Genomic DNA, 22,386 nt, shown 5'->3' on the forward strand with positions numbered 1-22,386 from the left:
TATTGATTATTTTTTAATTAGAAAAGCCTGTTGCCGATATAAACAATATTTGGTTTTTCTAACAGTGAAGCAATATTCTCACGAAACTTCATCATATGGTCAGAAACCTGATGTTGTTGCAGGTACTCATTACTTTCCCAAGTCTCGTGGATAAAAAATACACCCTTGTTTCTATTGTCTTCGAAAAGTTCATACTGGATACAGCCAGTTTCTTTGCGGGTTTCTATTACTAATTGCTTTAATAATTCGATAGCATCCATCATCGAGTTTTCTTTGTTGTGGATGATGGCACTAAGATAAATAGTCATTGTCTGATTCTAAAAAAATGGATTATCAAATTTATAAAAAATAGAGTCTTAGAAATTTTGAAAAATAGAATTATATAATTAATAAAAAAAAATGTACTTTTGGGAAAATTCAAAAAAGCAAAAAAATGGCAGAATATAAACTATTGCTCCCGAGTATGGGCGAGGGAGTTATGGAAGCGACAATTATCAGCTGGCTGTTTAATGAAGGCGATTTTATAAAAGAGGATGAGTCTGTGGTAGAAATTGCAACGGACAAAGTGGACTCGGATGTTCCCACACCTGTATCGGGAAAAATCGTTAAAATCCTAAAACAAAAAGATGAAGTTGCCAAAATTGGTGAAGCCATTGCGATTTTGGAAACAGAAGGTGGTTCTTCAAGTTCAGAAACACCTGAACCAAAATCTTACGAAGAAGTCAAAGACCAGATTGTCCAGCCAGAACCGGAAGTTGTAAAAACTTTGGAACAACCTTTAATAAGTAATGCAGAGAATTCATTCAGTAATCAAAATTCAGATTTATACTTATCGCCTTTGGTGAAATCAATTGTTCAGGAAGAAAAAATTTCTGATGCGGAATTGAAATCCATCAAAGGAAGTGGACTGGAAGGTAGAATCACGAAGGAAGATATTCTCGGTTTTGTGAAAAACAGAAGCGCTAGGTCGGAGAGTGATAATGTTAGAGTATTGGAAAGCTCTAAACCGCAAGACGCTGTTTCGGTTGCAAAACCTTCAAGCTCTCAAACCCTTCAACTCAACGACGGCGACGAAATTATCCAAATGGACAGAGTCCGTAAAATCATTGCAGATGCAATGGTTAATAGTAAGCATACTTCGCCGCACGTTACTTCATTTATCGAAACTGATGTGACCAATGTTGTGACTTGGAGAAATGCTAACAAAAATTCTTACCAAAAAAGAGATGGAGAGAAGTTGACTTTTATGCCGATTTTTATCCGAGCGGTTGTAAAAGCGATTCAGGATTTTCCAATGATTAATGTTTCTGTGGATGGTGATAAAATCATCAAAAAGAAAAATATTAATATCGGAATGGCAACAGCTCTTCCAGATGGGAATCTAATTGTTCCTGTTATCAAAAATGCAGACCAATTGAGCTTATCAGGATTGGCAAAAGCAATCAACGATTTGGCTTATAGAGCAAGAAATAAAAAACTAACACCAGCAGATACGCAAGGTGCAACTTATACAATTTCTAATGTTGGAACTTTCGGAAATCTGATGGGAACACCAATTATTCCACAACCACAAGTTGCTATTTTAGCGGTTGGTGCGATTGTGAAAAAACCTGCTGTTATCGAGACGGAATTTGGAGATGTCATTGCAATCCGTCAGAAGATGTTTATGTCACACTCTTATGACCATAGAGTGGTGGACGGAAGTCTTGGCGGAATGTTCCTAAAACACGTCAACGATTATCTGGAAAATTGGGATCTTAATACAGAAATATAAAATCAAAGCCTCAGAATTTTCTGAGGCTTTGATATTTTTAAAATATTATTTATTATAAATCATCCAACTCATCAGCAGAACCTTGTCCTTCATTCATCAGGTAAGCTTTTAGGAAAGGAGTCAAGTTTCCATTCATTACACCATCCACATCAGAGGTTTCATATCCGGAACGAACATCTTTTACCAATTTGTAAGGATGCATCACGTAATTTCGGATTTGAGAACCCCATTCGATTTTCATTTTTCCGGCTTCGATTTCGTTTCTGGCTTTCATTCGTTCTTCAAGTTCGATTTCGTAAAGTCGAGAACGTAATAATTGCATTGCTTTTTCCTTGTTCTGAAGCTGAGAACGAGATTCAGAGTTTTCGATAATAATTCCTGTCGGTGCGTGACGAAGTCGAACGGCGGTTTCAACTTTGTTTACGTTTTGTCCACCAGCTCCGGAACTTCGCATTGTTTCAAAACTGATATCAGCAGGATTAATATTAATCTCAATCGTGTCGTCAACCAAAGGATAAACATAAACCGAAACAAAGCTCGTATGACGCTTGGCATTACTGTCAAAAGGTGAAATTCTTACCAATCTATGAACGCCATTTTCACCTTTCAGATAACCGAAAGCAAACTCGCCTTCGATTTCTAAGGTTACTGTTTTTACGCCTGCAACATCGCCTTCCTGGAAATTCAGTTCACGAATTTTGTAGCCTTGTTTGTCTGCCCACATTGTGTACATACGCATCAGCATACTTGCCCAATCACAAGACTCTGTTCCGCCGGCTCCGGCAGTAATTTGAAGAACCGCTGACAATTCATCGCCTTCGTTGGAAAGCATATTTTTGAATTCCAGATTCTCTACTTTTTCTACTAACTTGGGGAAAGATTCGTCGAGTTCTTTTTCAGAGTCCGGGTCTTCTTTGGCAAATTCTAAAAGAACCTGCAAATCCTCAAACTGGGAATGGATTTCCTCATAGCTTTCTACCCATTTTTTCTTGGAACGAAGTTGTTTTAGGAAAACTTCGGCTTCTTTTGGTTTTTCCCAGAATTCCGGAGCGGCAGTTTTCTCATCATCATTAGAAATTTCAATTTTTTTCTTTTCGATGCCAAGAAACTTGTGGAGGTCTTCTATTCTGGATTGTATATCTTTTATTTGGTCTGTGTTTACCACGTTTGTTTTAATTTTTGCAAAAATACAAAGAAAGACTTTAAATTATAAGTTATAAATTTTAGATTTTAAATTGAATTTTATATCATTAAAAATCAATGAATTAAAAAATAAATTTAAATTACTGAAAAAATTGAGGCAACCATTTCGGATTTTTGTCGTCTTATAGTCAGAAAGAGAAAATGAAACGCTTACACCAATCTTAAATTTGATTTAGAAAATTAATGAGCGTTCCATCTGACCGAAAAAACTGTAAAATAACAGATGAAACAAGATTTACAACATATCTTTTCCAAAGCAAAGAAAAATAATCGGCTGGCTCAGAAGAGTTTGTTCGAGATGTTTTCGGGTAAGATGTTGTCGGTTGCAAATTCTTATATTAATAATCGTGATGATGCGGAAGATGTTTTGATGAATTCTTTTTATAAAGCATTTACGAAGATCGAAGATTGTAAAAATTATGAATCATTTCCTTTTTGGCTGAGGAAAATTGTGGTAAATGATTCGATTAATTTCATCCGGAAAAACAAGCATATTTTGTACGCTGAAACTGGATTTACGGATTCTATTGCAGAACAGACGGAAGATGTTTCGGAGTTGTCTCAGGATATAGATTTAGATATTATTTTCAAGGAAATGCCGATTGGTTACAAACTGGTTTTTAACCTCGCTGTTTTTGAAGAAAAGAAACACCAGGAGATTGCGGAAATTTTAAATATCTCCGAAGGAACAAGCAAAAGCCAATTGAGTAAAGCTAAAAAATGGCTTCAAGATTATTTTAATCAACATCAAAACACTAGACAAAATGCAGAATCTGAAATCTAAATACGAACAACAGGAAATGAAAGTTTCCGACAGTCTTTGGGACAGATTGGAAGAAAAACTCGACCAAACTCCTGCTAAAGAAAAGAAACCGAAAGTGATTTGGTGGAGATTTGTTGCTGTGATTATTCTAATTGTGAATTTCGGTGCAATTTCTTGGATGACTGATATCAAAAATAAAGTGAAAGAAACTTCGGAATTTAAATTTCCTCGAATTGAAAATCAAATTTCAAGTGTACGTCAGCATTCTGAAAATACAGATGAAATTCAAAAATCGATCCCTATTAAGAATTCTGAAACTGAGGATGAAAAATTAGCTTTTGAGAATATTAATGAGAATCAATCAGTTAATAAAGAACAATCAATTTCAAATCAAATTCCTGAAAAGGAATTAATCATAAAAAAAGAAGAGCCGCAAATCGCTTCTCAACCTGAAGAGCAATTGGCTCAAACTGATATTCAAAAACCAAAAGAAAAAGTAAAATACGTGTCTTCGTCTGATTTGCTTTTCGGAGTTGAAATAGACAAAGCCAAAGCTGAAACACCAAAATCTGCAATGGGAATCAATATGATAAAATCAAATGACTCTGATTTCCCTAACCCAAAACGTATCAAACTCTTTGGAATCACGATCTACGACAAAGATTCTATACCAACTAAATAATTAAACTATGAAAGTTAAAATTCTACTTTTAGCAATGCTTTCCAGCTTTGCTACAGCACAAACTACGCTCGATAATCAAATGAAATCTTATACCGAGAAAGTTAATTCAATCGTATCAACAGAGAAAGCAAATATGAAAACAGAGACGGATAAAATTGATGAAGCTTTCAGCTCTGGAAAAATTACAAAAGCGGAGCAAATCTCTCAGAAGGAAGAAGTTTCCAAAAAATATGAAGCTATTATCAATGATAAGATTGAAAACGAACGAATTCAGTTGGATGAGCTTACAAAAACAGCGGTTACAAATTCTGTTTACAACACAAAACCCGATACTTTGAAAAATAAAGATGTTTTTGTTTTTAGTACTTCAGGATTAACAATAAGGAAAAGAGGAAAATCTCCTGCGCAATATCTTAAAAGTAGTACTCTGAGTGTAGGTTATGCTTTTGCCAATCTTACCAAAGATAAAGGAAGTTTTAATCCTTTCGAAAACGATTCTGAAATGAGAATCGGAAATTCACACAGTGTTGAAGTTCAGTTTCGTACAGATCGCCAATTAGGAGGTTTTACAAGCCCTTGGTTTATAAGATATGGTTTGGCTTATAGAACCGATACTTATATGCCAAAACGTCCGCAGGTTTTTGTTCAGGATAATTCCCAATTATTTCTTGAGGATTTTCAGGAAGGAAGATTGAAACGTTCAAAATTGAGAAATGTTTACTTGACATTGCCAATTGAATTTCAATTATATCTTAATCCAAAATATACAGAATATGATGGTAAACAATATTTGGATGTGAGAAAAAAAATGTGGAAAGTTGGATTGGGAGCTTATGCAGGAATCAACACGAGAAGCATTGTGAAAGTGAAATACTATAATGATGATGATAAATTCAGAAAGTATGACTATACTTTGGATGACGGTGTGAATGCGTTCTTATTTGGAGGGAAATTCAGTTTGGGTTATGGCGGCGTTAATTTATTCATCAAAAAAGATTTCACTCCAATTTTTAATAGCAAAGCCAACTTGCCAAATAAAAACGGAATCCAAATCGGAATCGAAATTGCCAATATTGATTTTTAAGAACATTTAATTTTTCATAGAACATTCTTATACACTATTTTCTTATTGAATCACATCTTGAAAGAGATGTGATTTTTTAGTCTTTAATATAAGTTCTTTTTAACCAAAAAGCAATTTCCCAAAAAATAAGTGATACAAGAATGTTAGAAAGAACAGCCGTTAGTATCCCATAAGCATCCCAATCTGGAGCAATTTTAAAATGCCATCCAAGATATACAGTTATAATTCCAACTGATGATGTAATGAATGCAAATAAAATATTTAAATACGTATTTAACTTTAGAAAATATTTAGCCAATACGAAATTTAGTATTCCGAATTCTAAAATCAGGATAACATTCGGATAATTAAAAAAATCTATTGAATAAGCTATTGCGACAAAGAAATAGGTCATTATCAAATAGATTATAAAGAAAAGTAGATAAGTTAATATTCTGTTTTTTTTCAATTGTTAAATTTTAACCAAATTACAAATAATCTTCAGAAAATCATTTATTACATTTTTGCAAGTCAAGAATTTTTATTTACATTGGCGAACAAGAATTAAGAATGAAAAATTTACAGTTAATCGGTTTGTTTTTGGTTGTGGCAGGCAGTTTTTTGCCATTGGTTCATATTCCTATTGTTGGAAACTGGAACTATTGGAAAGTTGACCATACGCTTTCGATAGCGGTTTGGGGATTTTCTTTATTGACGCTGGTTTTCATTCTAATAGGCAAAAATAAATTCGTGAAAATAATGGTATTTCTAATGATATTGCTTTTTGTTTTCACAATTGTTGCTATTAAACTGAAATCTTTAGATTATTTCAGTTTTTTACCATTCAAATCCTGGCAATCGACATTTGCAGGAATTGTGAAATTATCGTGGGGATGGTTCATCGAATTCTTAGGAGCAGTAGTAATTTTAATCGCATCAAGAAAATAGAATTGAATCAAAAAGACACGAAGATTTACACGAGGGACACAATTGATTTAAAAATTTGATAAAGTCAAACCTTGTGGACTTAAAAATATTTAGTAAAAAAACTTTTGCACTTTGTGTAAAACAAAATAATCAAAATCAAAAATTAAAAATATTATGAAAGAAGTATTCATTGTATCAGCAGTTAGAACACCAATGGGAAGTTTTATGGGAAGCCTGTCCGGCGTTCCTGCGACACAATTGGGCGTTGCTGCGGTAAAAGGAGCTTTAGACAAAATCAATCTTGACCCAAGTTTGGTTGAGGAAATTTATATGGGTAATGTTCTTCAGGCGAATTTAGGACAAGCCCCGGCAAGACAAGTCGCTTTGGGTGCAGGATTATCCAATCACACACCTTCTACAACCATTAATAAAGTTTGTGCTTCCGGAATGAAAGCAGTAACAATGGCTGCTCAGGCAATTAAAGCTGGAGATGTAGATGTTATTGTTGCCGGAGGAATGGAAAATATGTCAAGCGTTCCGCATTATCTGGACGGGAGAAGCGGTGTGAAATTAGGAGAAATTAAAATGCAGGACGGACTTTTAAAAGACGGTTTAACCGATGTTTATAACAAAGTTCATATGGGCGTTTGTGCGGAATTGTGTGCCAAAGAAAATGATATTACAAGAGAAGAGCAGGATGCCTTTGCAATCCAGTCTTACAAGAGGTCGGCTGCAGCTTGGGAAGCCGGCAAATTTGCAGATGAAGTTGTTCCTGTAACCATTCCTCAAAGAAAAGGAGAACCAATTGTTTTCTCAGAAGATGAAGAATATAAAGCAGTTAAATTTGATAAAATTCCAACTTTGCCGACTGTTTTTCAAAAAGAAAACGGAACAGTAACTGCAGCTAACGCATCAACGCTGAATGACGGTGCGTCTGCTTTGATACTGATGTCAAAAGAAAAAATGGAAGAATTAGGTTTGAAGCCATTAGCTAAAATCATTTCTTACGCTGATGCAGCGGTTGAGCCGGAAAGATTCACAACGGCGCCTTCCAAAGCTTTACCAATTGCGCTTAAAAAAGCAAACCTCACCAAAGATGATATTGATTTCTTCGAGTTCAATGAAGCATTTTCTGTGGTTGGTCTGGCAAATAACAAAATACTTGGTTTGGATGATTCTGAAGTGAATGTGAACGGTGGTGCGGTGTCGCTTGGGCATCCACTGGGAAGTTCCGGTTCTAGAATTATCGTAACGTTGATTAACGTTCTGAAACAGAATAATGGAAAATATGGTGCAGCTGCTATTTGCAATGGTGGCGGTGGCGCAACAGCGATTGTTATCGAGAATTTACAATAATAATTTTGAAGTATAATTTTTAAGAACCCTTTCAGAGTTTCAAACTCTGAAAGGGTTTAGAGTTTGTAATTTACTAGGGGTGCATACCGATTTTTCAGGTTCGCCTATATATTTCATAGGCTCACCTGTGTTTTTGGTATGCGGACCTATGTTTTATGTAAGCTCACTTAACTATTTCCTAAGCTTGCCTACGTTTTTGGTAGGCGAGCCTATGTTTTATGTAAGTTCGCTTATCTATTTCTTCGGCTCACCAACTAACTTGGAAGGCTCGGCTAAAGATTGCAAAGGCGAACTACAGTTTTAATTACTTGTAATCTTAAACTTGAAACAAATAAAACCATTAATTAATCATTTTATTTAATGGTTTTTTTATTTTTGTCTAAATAATATATTTCCAATGTCAGAAATAGAAACAACAACCACAGAAAACTCAATCAAAAATAACCCGAAAATAATGCGCGCCTGGGCATTGTACGATTGGGCGAACTCGGTTTATTCACTGGTAATTACATCTACCATTTTCCCAATTTATTACTCGATTCTCACAACAGCTTATGAGAAAGATGAGTATGTGAAAGAAACGGGACAATGGATAAAAGTTCCAGTGCGAAATCTCATTAAAATATTTGGTAAAGAGTATCAGCCGGATGCGGTTTATGGTTATTCATTAACGCTTTCGTTCGTGATTGTCGTTTTATTATCACCGATTTTGTCATCTTTGGCAGATACGATTGGAAATAAGAAATCATTCCTTCAGTTTTTCTGTTATCTGGGAGCGACGTCTTGTATGGGATTGGCAATGTTCACAGGAATGGGAACAGTTTGGTTGGGATTATTATTCAGTGTGACGGCGAGTGTCGGTTTCTGGGGAAGTTTGGTCTTTTACAATTCCTTTTTACCGGATATTGCAACGCCTGATAAACAGGATGCTTTGTCTGCAAAAGGTTATGTTTATGGTTATATTGGTTCTGTGATTTTGGTTGTGATTTGCCTTGTTCTGATTCAGGTTTGTGCAGAAACACCTAAGCAGGCAGCAATTTATACCAGAGTTAGTTTCTTATTAACTGGAGCCTGGTGGTTTGGATTTTCACAATATACCTTCAAGCATTTACCACAATTTGGACAAGTTAAAGAGCAATTGCCAAAAGATTTGGTTTTGCTTAATTATAAAAACATTTTCAAAAGTCACGCTGAGCAGGGTGGTTTTGTTGAGGTTTTCAAAGATAACATCAGTTTTTATATCGACATCGTTAAGCAAAGTTTTAAAGAGCTTTTCAAAGTTGGAAATCATCTTTTCGGAGACAGAAATCTGAAATATTTCCTGACCAGCTTTTTCTTTTACAGTGTCGGGATGCAGACTATTTTCCTGATGGCAACATTATTTGGAAAGAGTGAAATCAATATGGCTCAAGATAAACTGATAATGACATTATTATTAATCCAAATCGAAGCGATTATTGGGGCGTTATTCTTTTCTTGGTTATCTAAGAAAATCGGAAACAAAAATGTAATTAGTATCACTGTTGCAATGTGGATCGGCGCTTGTCTTGCGGCTTATTATCTGAACAAAGAAAATCCAAATGTTGAATATCAATTCTACGGTGTTGCCGCTGTAATTGGTCTGGTAATGGGTGGTTTACAGGCTATGTCTAGGTCAACTTATTCTAAGTTACTTCCGACGGATTCTATGGACAATACAACGTATTTCAGTTTCTATGATGTTTTGGAAAAGTTGGCGATTATTTTGGGAACATTCATCTTCGCAACATTGATTGAACATTACAACAATATGCGATTCGCAGCATTATCAATGAGTATTTTCTTTGCTTTGGGATTGGTGTTTGTAAGGTTCGTCAAAACAAAATCCGATTAATTAAGTTTATTAATATTGAATTCATAAAATTTAGGCTCGATAATTGATAATTTTCGAAAGAAAATATTTTGTAAATTTGCAATATCAAAACACGATATGAACAACCCTTTATTTTACGCAAAAATTCTTTTGTTCGGTGAATATGGCATCATTGAGGATTCTCAGGGGCTTACTTTACCTTACAGTTTTTATAAAGGAACCTTGAAATTCTCAGATCTGGATAATGATTTTGAAAAAAAATCTAATCAATCTCTGGAAAAATATTCCAATTATCTTTCAGAATTAGAATTACCTTCCGACTATCAGCTGGATGTTAAATCGTTCCAATCAGATATTGCAAAAGGTTTGTTCTTTGATTCTAATATTCCCCAAGGTTACGGCGTTGGAAGTTCTGGTGCTTTGGTAGCAGCGATTTTCGAAAAATATTCTCTTATAAAAAGAAATCCTGAAACGATTTCAAAAGACGAACTGAAAGATTTGAAAGTAATTTTCGGACGATTGGAAAGTTATTTCCACGGAAAAAGTTCGGGAATTGATCCGTTGATTTGCTTTATGAATCTTCCGATTCTGATAGAAAGCAAGGAAAGCGTGGACAAAGTTTCTATCCCGAAAGAAGAATTAGGCAAAGGCGCCATTTTCTTGATTGATTCAGGCGTTACCGGCGAGACTGGACCAATGATTCAGATTTTCTTTGAGAAATTGAAAAACGAAGGTTTCCGCAAAACTTTGAAAGAGGAATTCATCCGTTACAACAATGCTTGTATCGACGCTTTCCTGAAAAAAGATATGAATCCGTTTTTCCGTAATCTGAAAAAATTATCGGTTTGGGCTTACGAGCATTTCCGCCCGATGATTCCGGAAAATCTTTTCAATGTTTGGAAAAAAGGTCTCGATTCAAACGCTTATTACCTGAAGCTGTGCGGAAGTGGAGGCGGAGGTTATATCCTTGGTTTTGCAAAAGATTATGCAAAAGCGGAAGAGATGTTGGAGGGATTCCACAAAGAAGTGATTTACAGATTTTAGTCTGAACCACAAAAGTCACAAAGTTCTCACAAAGCACACTATTAGATTTACATTCGAAATTTGGCGAAGTCAAATCCTTGTGACCCTAAAGCATATGAATTTTTAAAAAAACTTTGTGAGCCTTGTGTTTAATTCAGAAGTTTCTAGTCAAGATATTTATTTAAACTAAAAAATGGAAGCAAAACCGACTTCACGAAATGCTCTCTACCGTATTTCTCAGTTGATGGGTTTTCTTTTGGGTGCTCGTTTTTTTGTGGCGGTTCTGCTTACTTTTGCGCTTTATGTTTCCACGTTTTTCCTATTTAATAGAGAAGAAAGTTTCAGGAATTTTGTCTTCGATTACAAAGTTCACTCCATTATCATTTGTTCCGTTCTTAGCATTTTAGCTGGTGGCATTATCAATCGGTTTTATGACAAAGAAAAAGACCAGGTTACAAAGCCTTTCCGTTCCAGATTGCAGAACTTTTTAAAAGAAAAATATTTTCTCACAGCTTATATTGTTTTGAACACTTTGTCACTTGGATTGGCATTTTTTGTGTCGCATAGAGTTTTTATTTTCTTTCTGATTTATCAGTTTTTGATGTGGTTTTACAGTCACAAACTCAGCAAAATTATTGTTCTCAACAATTTCACTTTTGTGTCGTTAACGCTTTATCCGTTTTTCGGAATGCTGATTTATTACCAGACATTTTCGCTCAAGATCTTGTTTCTGGCAATTTTTCTTTTTTTGATGTTGTTTATTATTGATGTTATAAAAGATACATTAACAAAAAATGCCGATAAAATGTTCGGCTATGATACAATCGCTAACAGATTGGGGTTTCAAAATACAAGGTCGATTTTATTAATTTTATTAATAATTACCTTTGCAATTTCTGTGATTCTGAGTGTTGGCATCGGATTCAAAAATATAATGGCGTGGTATTTTTTAGCAACTATATTTGTTATTATCGGAACTGTTTTTATGTTATTTCGAAATCAGAAAAATGATAAATTCAAATCTCTGAATCTTCTTAGACTTTGGATTTTCTTCGGGATTTTAGCAATGTTGTTTGACGGGATTTTCCACAAATATCCTTGGTTAATTTAAATTTTTTTTTGAAAAAAATGTCAGTAATTATTAGAGAAAATAGAAAAGAAGATAACAAGATACTCGCAAAGATTATCAGAACTTCTTTTCACGATTTTGAAGTAAGTTCTACCAATGGAACAGTTTATTCTGACCCAACTACGGATGATTTGTATTCATTATTTCAGACTGGGAAATCAGCTTTATTTGTTGCCGAAGAAGATGGTTTGATTTTAGGTTGTTGCGGTATTTTTCCAACAGAAAATCTTCCTGAAAATACGACAGAGCTAGTCAAGTTTTATCTTACAAAAGAAGCCAGAGGAAAAGGAATCGGAAAGTTATTAATGGAAAAATGTGTTGAAAAAGCAAAAGAATTAGGCTATCAACAAGTTTATCTGGAAAGTTTACCAGAATTCAGCAAAGCTGTTTCCATTTACGAAAAGCAAGGATTTCGATATTTGGAAAAAGCTTTGGGAAATTCCGGACATTCCGGTTGTAATCTTTGGATGATTAAAAAGTTGGACTAAGATTATATCAACAAATCTTGAAAACTAATCAAATAAAAAAGTCCAATAACCTTTTGGAATTGGACTTGTTAGAGAATTAATTTTAAATTTTGATTCTACCCAAAAATATCATTTAGAACTTTCGCTAATCGCAATCCACCGTAAAGCAATTGTCTTTCAAGTGTCGATTCAAAACGATAGTTGTAAGCATAACTTAGTTTAGAATCTTTCGGAGTTTGATAATAGATTGAATTGGCAATTTTGTGACTGTCGAACAACCATTCTTCTAAAGTTCCGCTTTGTATTTGCTTCACTTCATCTTTTGATTTTACGTCTAGAAGATTCGCAAATTCTGTATAAGTATACTTTTGGTCATCAACCAATTTGGAATCCCAAAGCGAATGTAAATTGGTATTTTGTCCAAAGTAAGTCAAATTGATTTTATTCCCACCCAAATCCTCGGCTCTTCCAATGTGTAAAGGCTGATGAAGGTCGCCAATTAAGTGAATTAAGAAAATCAAAGCTTCTTTTTTATCTTTATCAGAAACATTTTTGTCTTTGATTTTATCAGATAAAATTCTGATTTGAGTATAAAGATTTGGAGATTTCTGAACAGATAAAGAATCTTTGAATTGCTGAAAATTCTTTTGTGGATTGATGTTCACATAATGCCAAGACGACGTTTCTTTCCAAACGCCTGTCGTATCAGATTTGATGAAATCCGGCCAGTTGGCGTAATAAGCCATTTTCTGTTCTCCAAACAATTTTTTGATATTTCTTTGAGCTTTGGAACTCAAATGATGCTGTGCAATTTCTGCCACAATTCTGTGTCCTGTCAATCCCCAAGCAAAAGAGTAAAGCGATGATAAAATACAAATAGAGAACACGAATCTTGATAAAATACCTTTCATTTTTAAATTTATTTCAGACTACAAAGATAGTTTTAGCCATAGTTTTATTCCCTAAAAAACATTGTTAAATATTATTAAACTTAAGTTAAGCTAAAGTGTAATCGTCGATTAATTTCCGTATTTTTGCGTTTTCCCATTTAATGAAAGATAATCAAGAATTTATCGAAGTTTACGGTGCTAGAGAACACAATCTCAAGAATATATCCGTAAAAATTCCAAGAAACGAATTGGTAGTAATCACAGGACTTTCCGGAAGCGGAAAATCCTCTTTGGCTTTTGATACGATTTTTGCGGAAGGACAACGCCGTTACATCGAAACTTTTTCGGCTTATGCAAGACAGTTTTTGGGCGGATTGGAACGTCCGGATGTTGATAAAATCGAAGGTTTATCGCCGGTTATCGCCATCGAACAAAAAACGACGAACAAAAATCCACGTTCAACCGTTGGAACCATTACGGAATTGTATGATTTTTTGAGACTTTTGTTTGCAAGAGTTTCGGATGCTTATTCATTGAGTTCAGGAAAACGTTTGGTAAGTTATACCGAGGAACAAATTCTGGAAACCATTAAAGATAACTTCAAAGGGAAAAAAGTTTATCTGCTGGCTCCGGTTGTGCGTTCGAGAAAAGGACATTACCACGAGTTATTCATTCACCTTTCCAAAAAAGGTTATTCACAAGCCAGAATAGATGGTGTCTTGCAGGACATCGAATACGATTTGAAACTTGACCGTTACAAAACGCACGACATCGAAGTGGTGATTGATCGTTGGATCATTGGCGAAAATGCTTCTGAAGCCAGAATGTCAAAATCGCTGAAAACGGCTTTGGAAATGGGAGAAGGAATCATTGCGATTCAGGAAATGGGACAGGATGAAGTTCACTTTTTCAGTAAGAATTTGATGGATGATTCTACAGGAGATTCCTTGGCTTTACCAGAACCAAACACCTTTTCTTTCAATTCTCCAAAAGGTCATTGCGAGACTTGTAAGGGTCTTGGAACCATAAAAAAAGTCAATACGGATTATTTTGTTGAAAATGATAAATTATCAATTAACCAAGGTGCATTGTTGCCTTTAGAACAAATCAAATCCAACAAATGGATTCTGTCTCAGATCAAATCGATACTTGAAGTTTTTGATTTAGGATTGACAACGCCCTTTAAAGATATTCCGAAAGAAGCTTTGGAATACATCTATTACGGTTACAGCAGTGATATTATAAAAGAACTGAAACATGCCGGAATCTCGAAAAAAATCAAAATCAATTTCGAAGGTTTAGTGAAAATCCTTGAAGAAATTGTTGAAGAGAGAGAAAACTACGATGCGGTTTTGGTAGAACGAAATTTCACAACCGAAGAAACTTGTCCGACTTGTAAAGGCGCACGTCTTCGTCAGGAAAGTTTGAGTTTTAAAATCGATGGAAAAAATATAGCAGAAGTTAACGGATTGTCTTTGTTGGATTTCAAAGATTGGTTGGCGGATGTTAAGGATAAATTCAGTGATAAAAATAAATTGATTGCTCACGAGATCCTGAAAGAAATTGAAACCAGGTTGCAATTCCTTTTGGATGTCGGTTTGGATTATTTGAGTCTCAGCAGAAGCTCAAGAACACTTTCCGGAGGCGAATCCCAACGTATTCGTCTGGCAACTCAAATTGGTTCTCAGTTGGTAAATGTCCTTTACATTTTGGATGAACCTTCAATCGGATTGCATCAACGTGATAACGAAAGATTAATTAAATCTCTGAAAGAATTGCGTGACATCGGAAATTCGGTTTTGGTTGTGGAACACGACAAAGATATGATTCTGGAAGCCGACCACGTTTTGGATATTGGTCCGAAGGCGGGAAAATTCGGTGGCGAAATCCTTTGGCAGGGCAATCCGAAAGATATTACCAAAGCCAACACAATCACGGCCGATTATATCACTGGAAAACGTAAAATCGAAATTCCTGCAGAACGCAGAAAAGGAAACGGAAAATCGATAGTTCTGAAAGGTGCTACTGGAAATAATTTGAAAAATGTAACGCTGGAGATTCCACTTGGGAAGTTAGTTGTCGTTTCAGGAATTTCGGGCAGTGGAAAATCATCGTTGATCAACGGAACTTTGTACCCGATTCTGAATCGTCATTTTTACAGGGCCATCCAGGAACCTTTGCCATACAAAAGTATCGAAGGCATCGACAATATCGACAAAATCGTAGATGTTGATCAAAGTCCAATCGGAAGAACACCACGTTCCAATCCTGCGACTTATACGGGGATGTTCACAGATATTAGAAACCTTTTTGCTGAATTACCGGAAAGTAAAATCCGCGGGTACAAAGCCGGACGTTTTTCTTTCAATGTAAAAGGCGGAAGATGTGAAACCTGTCAGGGCGGCGGTTTGAAAGTAATTGAAATGAATTTCCTTCCGGACGTTTATGTTCATTGCGAAACCTGCCACGGAAAACGTTTCAACCGAGAAACTCTGGAAGTTCGTTATAAAGGAAAATCGATTTCTGATGTTCTCGATATGACAATTAACGAAGCGGTAGAATTCTTCCAGCCAATTCCGAAAATCTTTAATAAAGTAAAGACTTTGAAAGATGTTGGTTTAGGTTATATCACAATTGGGCAACAATCCACAACTTTGAGTGGAGGAGAAGCGCAACGTGTGAAACTGGCAACCGAACTTTCTAAAAAACAGACTGGAAACACACTTTATATTTTAGATGAGCCAACAACAGGACTTCATTTCGAAGATGTCAAAATTTTGATGGAAGCCATTGAACAGTTGGTGGATTTGGGTAATTCTTTCATCATTATCGAACATAATATGGATGTGATCAAACTCGCTGATCACATTATCGACGTTGGGCCAGAAGGTGGAAAACACGGCGGACAAATCATTGCAGAAGGAACACCAGAAGAGATTATCAAATCTAAGAAAAGTCTGACGGCTAAGTTTTTGAAAAAAGAACTTTAGAAATGAATAATAAGATCAAAAACAGCTTAAAATTTCTACTGGTTTTTTCAGTGATGTTTTCTTGCAAAAAAGAAGAAACAAAAACTTCTGAGAACTTAGTTGTGAGCGATACAATTTCAGCTGTGGGTTCTAAAGAAGAATCTTTTAAACCAATTGATACAGCTTGTTCGGCAAAGAATACGACTCGAGATTATGTTCTCGCATTTCAGTGGTATCAGAAGAAAACGGAAAATGAGACAGCCAATAATTTACCGGAACGGAACGATAAATTGTACGATGATTATTCTAAAATCCGTAATCAATATATTGCTTGTCTAAATAATGCTGAGAGCAAAATTTTAGAAGAATATGTTAATTATTACGATTCAGAAAGCGATAGTTATAAGTTTCCAGAAAATGTGAAAAAACTTAAATCCGAACTTGAAAAAGCAGGTCTTGAGTTTTGGGATATTGGTGAAGGTTACACGGAAATCCGATCGTTGCCCAATCATTATTATTCGATTTTCAAAGGTAAGGTAACTGCAGACTACGAAACTTATATTTATCAGTTGTCGAATGAAGAAGAAGTTTTGTATCAAGGCGATGCAGCTCTTAATATCTCTTGGAAAGAATTAGGAAACAGAACCATATTCTGGGAAAATTTTGTCAAAAAATATCCAAAAAGTCCTTTGGTTTCTAATGCTAAAGAATTTTATAATAATTACTTACACGATTATCTTTTCGGCTTGGATAATACTTCAACTTTTAACATTGTTGGTGAAACTAATTATGGTTTGAATGAAGAAAACAAAATGGAATTTAGAAGATTCATCAAAGAAAATCCAAATTCTAACACAGCAAAAAAAGTAAAGCAATTAATAGCACTTTTTGACTCCAAAATTTCTTATGAGGAAATCCAAAAACGGATTAATCTAGAAGAAAGAAACTGGGAAAAATATCCATAGTTGAAACAAAAATTATAATTGGTATCAGATTTGTCATTCTGTAAAAAAAAGCAGTTATGAAATCATTTAAATTTTATTTGGCAACAATTATTTTTTCTTTAAGTTTTGTCGCTTGTGCAGCGCCACCAAGACCGCCGAAGCCGCCAAAACATCCAAGACACGGTTCCAAACCAATGCCGCCGGGACAAGCCAAAAAAATCTACGGAACCAAGTCTGCAAAGCCCTTTGCTCCGGGACAAAACAAATAAATAGAGATCAAGGATTTTGAAATTTCAGAATCCTTTTTTATTTTTAAATCATTAAATAAAATACAAATGAAGCAATTTTTTGTCCAAATAATAATCTGTTTAGTCTTCGTTTCGTGTCAGAAAAAAGAAACGGTTTCACAAAATCTTCCAAGGAAAATAAAAGATAAAGTGGTAAGCGAAAAAAAATATGAATTCGATAAAAATTCAGTTTTTGGGGTTTATCAGTTGACGGACAAAGATTTCGCAATCTGCATTCCGGTTCAGTTTGACAACCGAGATTTGCCATTATCTAAAGAGTACGAAGATTTCTTAAAGAAGGATTCTCTGCCGTGGATTTATGGGAAAGATATGAAAGATTATAAATATTATGACACCTTGCATATCGACAGATTGATTTATAATAAGAGATTTGAAAATGTCTTCAGGCAAAAGATGAAAGACAGTTTGTTCGTTTATGGGACAAAATCTGGACAGCTGTGTAAAATAAAAAAAGTCGTTTTTCAATCCAACGACTGCGGAAACGATTATATCGCATACATTTTGGATTTTAATCAAAAGATAAGTGGAAATCCTCTAATTGCTTCTGAGAAAGAGATTCCTCTGAATTATAACAATGACAATTCTGGAATTAATCCAAAGATCAAGAAGTTTGCGGCAAAAGAAAGTACAGAAACGATGTACGGAGTTGGAAAATACAATCCCATTATTTTTTCTAATTACAATAATTTGTATTTCACTTATTACGATGATTTCAAATGGTATAACAAAGATTCCGATTCAGATTGTCAATTCCCTGAACGTGCTGTTTTTGAAGTTGATTCGCAAGGGAACATAAAAATGCTTTGGAGTTCAGAAATGGATCTTTTAGGCTTACCTTGTTTATAATATTCTAATTTTCTTCTAGATTCCCAATGTTAAATTTTGACCCTCAATATTAATTTAACATTAACTGAATGTAAATTTTATGTAACTTTGTCGTAACATTAGATAAGTAATAACTTAAAATCAATTGATTATGGACAAGAAAATGCTAGCGTTATCAATATTTTTATTTGGATTTTTAGGAACGCTAAACTTAGTAAAAGCTCAAACGACAGACAACAAGATACAGGAAGTTTTCATCAATTCTGGAGACGGTTTCGGTGAATTAAGGAAATTGCTGAAGGATAATTTCGACTTCACAAACCAAGATTACAAAGAAGGCGTAGTGAATTCCGATGTTAGGTTCAGTCTTTCGGAAGAAGGTAAAATCACCAACGTTCATGCCAACGGCGACTGTAAAAACGTGAGCAAAGAAATCGAGAACGTATTGTCACACCTCATCTACAAAGTAGATATGGACAAACTGAGCCAAAAAATGTTAGCATCATCTTATGTAATGCCGGTGAGCGTTACCATAGACAACCGATAAGAATTAAAAGTTTAAAATTGTTAGTAAAAAGTCATACATTTTTGGTGTATGGCTTTTTTTATGACTAATAATTTATAGAGCATAATCCGCCTTCTATTCGCAATTTTGTCACACTGAGGCTCTCAAAATGCCAAGTCGGTCTGTGTGCAATTCCACTTTCTCAATTCGATTGCTAAATACTTGGATTAAGTTTATATTTAGCAAAGTTAAAATACTCAGTGTGACATTTTAATACTAATCGCTTCTGTCAGCCTGATGGTCTCGAAGGCTTTTAAGATTGTCAGGCTGAGCGGAGTCGAAGCCTTTTTGTAATCAAATAAATAGGCTAATTGTAAAACCATTTCTTTTGTGACTTTTGTGGTAATTAATCCCAAAATCTAAAGTCTCTCATCTTTTCTCTATTTTCTTTCTTCTAATAAAGGGATTTTTCTATATTTATAAACCAACAAATTGAACAAAAGAAAACTCAGTTTTATGATTGATAAAAGAGTCAAAAACGCTCAGGAAGCGGTAAAAGATATAGAAAACGGAATGACGATAATGCTTGGCGGATTCGGGCTTTGTGGGATTCCGGAGAATTGTATTTCAGAATTGGTAAAGAAAAATGTAAACAATCTGACTTGCATTTCCAATAACGCAGGCGTTGATGATTTCGGTTTAGGATTATTGCTGCAGAAAAAACAAATCAAGAAAATGGTTTCTTCCTATGTTGGAGAAAACGCCGAATTCGAACGTCAGATGCTTTCCGGAGAATTGGAAGTAGAGTTGACACCTCAAGGAACGCTTGCCGAAAAATGCAGAGCGGCACAAGCTGGGATTCCGGCATTTTATACGCCGGCAGGCTTCGGGACTGAAGTTGCGGAAGGTAAAGAAGTTAAAGATTTCAACGGGAAACCTCATATCTTAGAACACGCTTACAACGCTGAATTCTCAATTGTAAAAGCTTGGAAAGGCGACCACGCAGGAAATTTGATTTTCAAAGGTTCGGCTCGCAATTTTAATTTTCCAATGGCAGGCGCCGGAAAAATTACAATTGCAGAAGTAGAAGAGTTGGTAGAACCAGGACGATTGGACCCAAACGAAATCCATATTCCCGGAATTATGGTTCAAAGAATTTTCCAAGGCGAGAATTATGAGAAAAGGATAGAGCAGAGGACTGTGAGGAAGAGAGAGTAATTGTTTTGTTACAATTTTATTTTTCTAATTCTCCGAATAGCAATTCTTTCTCCGCATTTTTTAATTCTGTGCTAAATTCGTTCTTTAAGTTATGATGCAATATGCTCATTTGTGTAAAATATAAGAGGCATTTTTTGTAATCTAAAGATAATTTTACAAACTTCTGCATATTATTGTGAGCAATCGCATTATTTCTTTTTTTATCTCTTAAATTATGTGATAGAATTGTATTTCTTAAATCTTTAATTTCTGTCCAATCTATTTCGTTTAGTCTTGACTTATTTTCTGCTTTGAATTTTAAAATTTTTGCATTAAGTTCTTTGTCATCATTATCATTCGAATTAAAATATCCATCATATTCTTGTTTGAAAGAATATAAATCAATTATACCTTTAGAGATATTTTCGTGGATTAATGGAAAAATTTCTGAGCTTTCAGTTTTAATAAATGATTTATATTTTTCTGATGCAAGAGTTTCTTCATCAATTCCTAGATTATATAGTTTCCTGTAAACGTTTCTTTGAATTCCTGTATGGAAATCAGTAAGTCCATTATCTGTCAAAACTTTAAATAAGCTTTCGAATTTTATTCCTATAAAATTTAGAATAATTAGACTTTCAGATATTTTTGCCATATAATTTGGTTACAATTATATTTTCTGTCAAAATATAATAATTAAATTTAATAAATTAAATTTCAACTTTTCCTCTCCCCAATCTGCTGTCTCCACATCGCATAATACAAACCCTTTTCGGCAATCAGGTTTTCGTGGGAGCCGGTTTCTATGACTTGTCCGCGTTCCAAAACGTAAATTCGGTCTGCGTGCATAATCGTACTTAACCTGTGCGCAATTAGAACTGTAATTTGTTCTTTTTGTTGTGAAATATCTTTGATGGTTGAAGTGATTTCTTCTTCCGTGATACTGTCCAAAGCGGAAGTCGCTTCATCAAAAATCAATAAATTTGGTTTTCTGAGTAATGCTCTTGCAATCGCAATTCTTTGTTTTTCACCGCCACTTAATTTCAGTCCACCTTCACCAATGACAGTTTCGATTCCTTTTTCAGCGCGTTCGAGTAAAGTTTTAGTGCTTGATTTTTTCAATGCTAATTCGATGTCTTCTTCGCTGGCGTTAGGATTGACGAAAAGAAGATTTTCTTTGATTGTTCCTGCAAAAAGTTGTGTGTCCTGAGTTACAAATCCGATTTGATTTCTTAATTCATCAAAGTCAAATTCTTTCCCGTTGATTTGATTATAGAAAATATTACCTTCCTGAGGTCGGTACAATCCAACCAGTAATTTTACCAACGTACTTTTCCCCGAACCACTCGGACCAACAAACGCAATGGTTTCTCCATTTTTGACATCAAATGAAATGTTATTCAAAGCTTTATATTGAGCGGATTGATGTTTGAAAGAAACGTGCTTGAACTCCAGCTCATTGATTGAACCGATTTGTTTTGGTGTGTGCGGTTTTTCTTCCACAGGTTTTTTCATCAGGTTATCAAAGTTCTTCAATGATGCTTCGGCCTCACGATAAGAAATGATGATATTTCCGATTTCCTGCATCGGACCAAAAATAAAGAATCCGTAAAACATCAATGACAGATATTGTCCCGGCGTTACAACCTCTCTGAAAATCAAATATAAAAGTGTCAAAGTTATCAATTGCTGAAGAAAATTTACCATCGTTCCCTGAATGAAACTCAATGAACGGATGCTTTTTACTTTCTTAAGTTCGAGTCCTAGGATTTTGTAAGTATTGTTATTCAGACGTTTGATTTCCTGTTTGGTCAAACCTAAACTTTTTACAATTTCTATATTTCTTAAACTTTCGGTGGTGCTTCCAGCCAAACTTGTAGTTTCGATAACAATTGTTTTCTGAATATTTTTGATCCTTTTACTTAAAAGATTCGTTACAAATGCAATTAGGAAAATCCCGACAATGTAAACCGGCATTATCGACCAATGCAGTCTAATTGCATAGACTGAAACGAAAATAATACTTACCAGAATCCCAAAAAATACATTAATGAAATTAGTAATAAACTTCACCGAATCTTCTCTTACTTTAGTCAGAATCGACAACGTTTCACCGCTTCTCTGGTCCTCGAATTCCTGATAAGGCAACGCCATAGAATGCTGTAAACCGTCCGTGAAAATATTAGCCCCGAATTTCTGCGTAATGACATTAACGGCGTAATCCTGAAACGCTTTTGCAATTCTGCTGACCATTGCTGTTCCAATCAGTAAACCTAAAAAGTAAAAAGCACCGTGGTAAATATCGGTTCCATACAAGAATTGATTCAGATTTCTGGGAATCATTTTTTCTTTGTCGAAAAAATGCGGATGTGTTACCAATTGGTCGAGAATATTTCCTGTAATTGCTGGTGCAAATAATGAAAATACCTGATTTATAGCGGCTAAAACCAACGAGACGATAATCAGCCATTTGTGTGGTTTGAGGTAATGTAATAATGTCTTCATAATT

The 22,386-nt window shown here is 34.9% G+C and carries 22 protein-coding genes; 16 read left to right on the plus strand and 6 right to left on the minus strand.

Annotated features, from left to right (window positions below; translation table 11 throughout):
* Positions 1-17: 17 nt before the first annotated feature.
* Entirely contained in the window at positions 18-308 is a 291-nt protein-coding gene (locus tag BXY58_RS06400) for a putative quinol monooxygenase (RefSeq protein WP_120212991.1), read from the minus strand.
* A 125-nt stretch (positions 309-433) separates the two neighbouring features.
* On the opposite strand from BXY58_RS06400, the gene BXY58_RS06405 reads away from it, so the two are divergent.
* Positions 434-1,774, plus strand: a complete 1,341-nt coding sequence (locus BXY58_RS06405) for a dihydrolipoamide acetyltransferase family protein (protein WP_120212992.1) — start codon at positions 434-436, stop codon at positions 1,772-1,774.
* Between the two features lie 52 nt (positions 1,775-1,826).
* Here the strand turns inward: BXY58_RS06405 and prfB are convergent, their stop codons facing one another.
* Positions 1,827-2,939, minus strand: a complete 1,113-nt coding sequence (gene prfB / locus BXY58_RS06410; protein WP_120212993.1) for a peptide chain release factor 2 — start codon at positions 2,937-2,939, stop codon at positions 1,827-1,829.
* A gap of 261 nt (positions 2,940-3,200) precedes the next feature.
* Here prfB and BXY58_RS06415 point away from each other — a divergent pair, with 261 nt between their 5' ends.
* From BXY58_RS06415 to BXY58_RS06425, 3 genes are read left to right on the plus strand one after another with little or no spacing between them, the layout of a single operon-like run.
* Positions 3,201-3,761, plus strand: coding sequence for an RNA polymerase sigma factor (locus BXY58_RS06415; RefSeq protein ID WP_120212994.1), 561 nt, complete (start codon positions 3,201-3,203; stop codon positions 3,759-3,761).
* Positions 3,742-4,422 carry a hypothetical protein gene (locus tag BXY58_RS06420; protein ID WP_120212995.1) on the plus strand — a complete coding sequence of 227 codons (681 nt, stop codon included), beginning with the start codon at positions 3,742-3,744 and terminating at the stop codon, positions 4,420-4,422. Before BXY58_RS06415 ends, BXY58_RS06420 begins: the two co-directional genes overlap by 20 nt.
* Positions 4,423-4,429: 7 nt before the next feature.
* Positions 4,430-5,506, plus strand: coding sequence for a hypothetical protein (locus BXY58_RS06425; RefSeq protein WP_120212996.1), 1,077 nt, complete (start codon positions 4,430-4,432; stop codon positions 5,504-5,506).
* A gap of 76 nt (positions 5,507-5,582) precedes the next feature.
* On the opposite strand, the gene BXY58_RS06430 is transcribed toward BXY58_RS06425, so the two are convergent.
* Entirely contained in the window at positions 5,583-5,900 is a 318-nt protein-coding gene (locus BXY58_RS06430) for a hypothetical protein (protein ID WP_120212997.1), read from the minus strand.
* Positions 5,901-6,055: 155 nt separating this feature from the next.
* Here BXY58_RS06430 and BXY58_RS06435 point away from each other — a divergent pair, with 155 nt between their 5' ends.
* From BXY58_RS06435 to BXY58_RS06460, 6 genes are all read left to right on the plus strand, one after another.
* Positions 6,056-6,433 carry a hypothetical protein gene (locus BXY58_RS06435; RefSeq protein ID WP_120212998.1) on the plus strand — a complete coding sequence of 126 codons (378 nt, stop codon included), beginning with the start codon at positions 6,056-6,058 and terminating at the stop codon, positions 6,431-6,433.
* A 153-nt stretch (positions 6,434-6,586) separates the two neighbouring features.
* Complete coding sequence (locus tag BXY58_RS06440; protein ID WP_120212999.1) at positions 6,587-7,768, plus strand: acetyl-CoA C-acyltransferase; 1,182 nt, start codon at positions 6,587-6,589, stop codon at positions 7,766-7,768.
* A 397-nt stretch (positions 7,769-8,165) separates the two neighbouring features.
* On the plus strand, positions 8,166-9,641 hold the full coding sequence (locus tag BXY58_RS06445; protein ID WP_120213000.1) for an MFS transporter: 1,476 nt from the start codon (positions 8,166-8,168) through the stop codon (positions 9,639-9,641).
* 96 nt (positions 9,642-9,737) lie between these two features.
* Positions 9,738-10,664 carry a mevalonate kinase family protein gene (locus tag BXY58_RS06450; RefSeq protein WP_120213001.1) on the plus strand — a complete coding sequence of 309 codons (927 nt, stop codon included), beginning with the start codon at positions 9,738-9,740 and terminating at the stop codon, positions 10,662-10,664.
* 172 nt (positions 10,665-10,836) lie between these two features.
* A complete protein-coding gene (locus tag BXY58_RS06455; protein WP_120213002.1) occupies positions 10,837-11,754 on the plus strand; it encodes a UbiA family prenyltransferase in 918 nt (305 codons plus the stop codon).
* A gap of 17 nt (positions 11,755-11,771) precedes the next feature.
* Positions 11,772-12,260 carry a GNAT family N-acetyltransferase gene (locus BXY58_RS06460; RefSeq protein WP_120213257.1) on the plus strand — a complete coding sequence of 163 codons (489 nt, stop codon included), beginning with the start codon at positions 11,772-11,774 and terminating at the stop codon, positions 12,258-12,260.
* Between the two features lie 95 nt (positions 12,261-12,355).
* Here BXY58_RS06460 and BXY58_RS06465 read toward each other — a convergent pair whose 3' ends face one another.
* Complete coding sequence (locus BXY58_RS06465) at positions 12,356-13,150, minus strand: S1/P1 nuclease (RefSeq protein WP_120213003.1); 795 nt, start codon at positions 13,148-13,150, stop codon at positions 12,356-12,358.
* A 140-nt stretch (positions 13,151-13,290) separates the two neighbouring features.
* Between BXY58_RS06465 and uvrA the strand changes: the two genes are divergently transcribed.
* From uvrA to BXY58_RS06495, 6 genes are all read left to right on the plus strand, one after another.
* Positions 13,291-16,119, plus strand: coding sequence for an excinuclease ABC subunit UvrA (uvrA, locus tag BXY58_RS06470; RefSeq protein WP_120213004.1), 2,829 nt, complete (start codon positions 13,291-13,293; stop codon positions 16,117-16,119).
* Positions 16,120-16,121: 2 nt separating this feature from the next.
* On the plus strand, positions 16,122-17,063 hold the full coding sequence (locus BXY58_RS06475) for a hypothetical protein (protein WP_120213005.1): 942 nt from the start codon (positions 16,122-16,124) through the stop codon (positions 17,061-17,063).
* A 56-nt stretch (positions 17,064-17,119) separates the two neighbouring features.
* Positions 17,120-17,311, plus strand: coding sequence for a quinol oxidase subunit 4 (locus BXY58_RS06480; protein WP_120213006.1), 192 nt, complete (start codon positions 17,120-17,122; stop codon positions 17,309-17,311).
* A 66-nt stretch (positions 17,312-17,377) separates the two neighbouring features.
* Entirely contained in the window at positions 17,378-18,196 is an 819-nt protein-coding gene (locus BXY58_RS06485; protein WP_120213007.1) for a hypothetical protein, read from the plus strand.
* 130 nt (positions 18,197-18,326) lie between these two features.
* Positions 18,327-18,722 (plus strand): hypothetical protein, encoded by a 396-nt coding sequence (locus tag BXY58_RS06490; RefSeq protein WP_120213258.1) that lies wholly within the window; start codon positions 18,327-18,329, stop codon positions 18,720-18,722.
* Between the two features lie 474 nt (positions 18,723-19,196).
* Positions 19,197-19,898, plus strand: a complete 702-nt coding sequence (locus tag BXY58_RS06495; protein ID WP_120213008.1) for a CoA transferase subunit A — start codon at positions 19,197-19,199, stop codon at positions 19,896-19,898.
* A 16-nt stretch (positions 19,899-19,914) separates the two neighbouring features.
* On the opposite strand, the gene BXY58_RS06500 is transcribed toward BXY58_RS06495, so the two are convergent.
* Both BXY58_RS06500 and BXY58_RS06505 read right to left on the minus strand, forming a co-directional pair.
* Positions 19,915-20,532 (minus strand): hypothetical protein, encoded by a 618-nt coding sequence (locus BXY58_RS06500; protein WP_120213009.1) that lies wholly within the window; start codon positions 20,530-20,532, stop codon positions 19,915-19,917.
* 62 nt (positions 20,533-20,594) lie between these two features.
* Positions 20,595-22,382 carry an ABC transporter ATP-binding protein gene (locus BXY58_RS06505; protein WP_120213010.1) on the minus strand — a complete coding sequence of 596 codons (1,788 nt, stop codon included), beginning with the start codon at positions 22,380-22,382 and terminating at the stop codon, positions 20,595-20,597.
* Between the last annotated feature and the right edge of the window lie 4 nt (positions 22,383-22,386).

Source organism: Epilithonimonas arachidiradicis (assembly GCF_003610695.1).
Taxonomy (GTDB): domain Bacteria; phylum Bacteroidota; class Bacteroidia; order Flavobacteriales; family Weeksellaceae; genus Epilithonimonas; species Epilithonimonas arachidiradicis.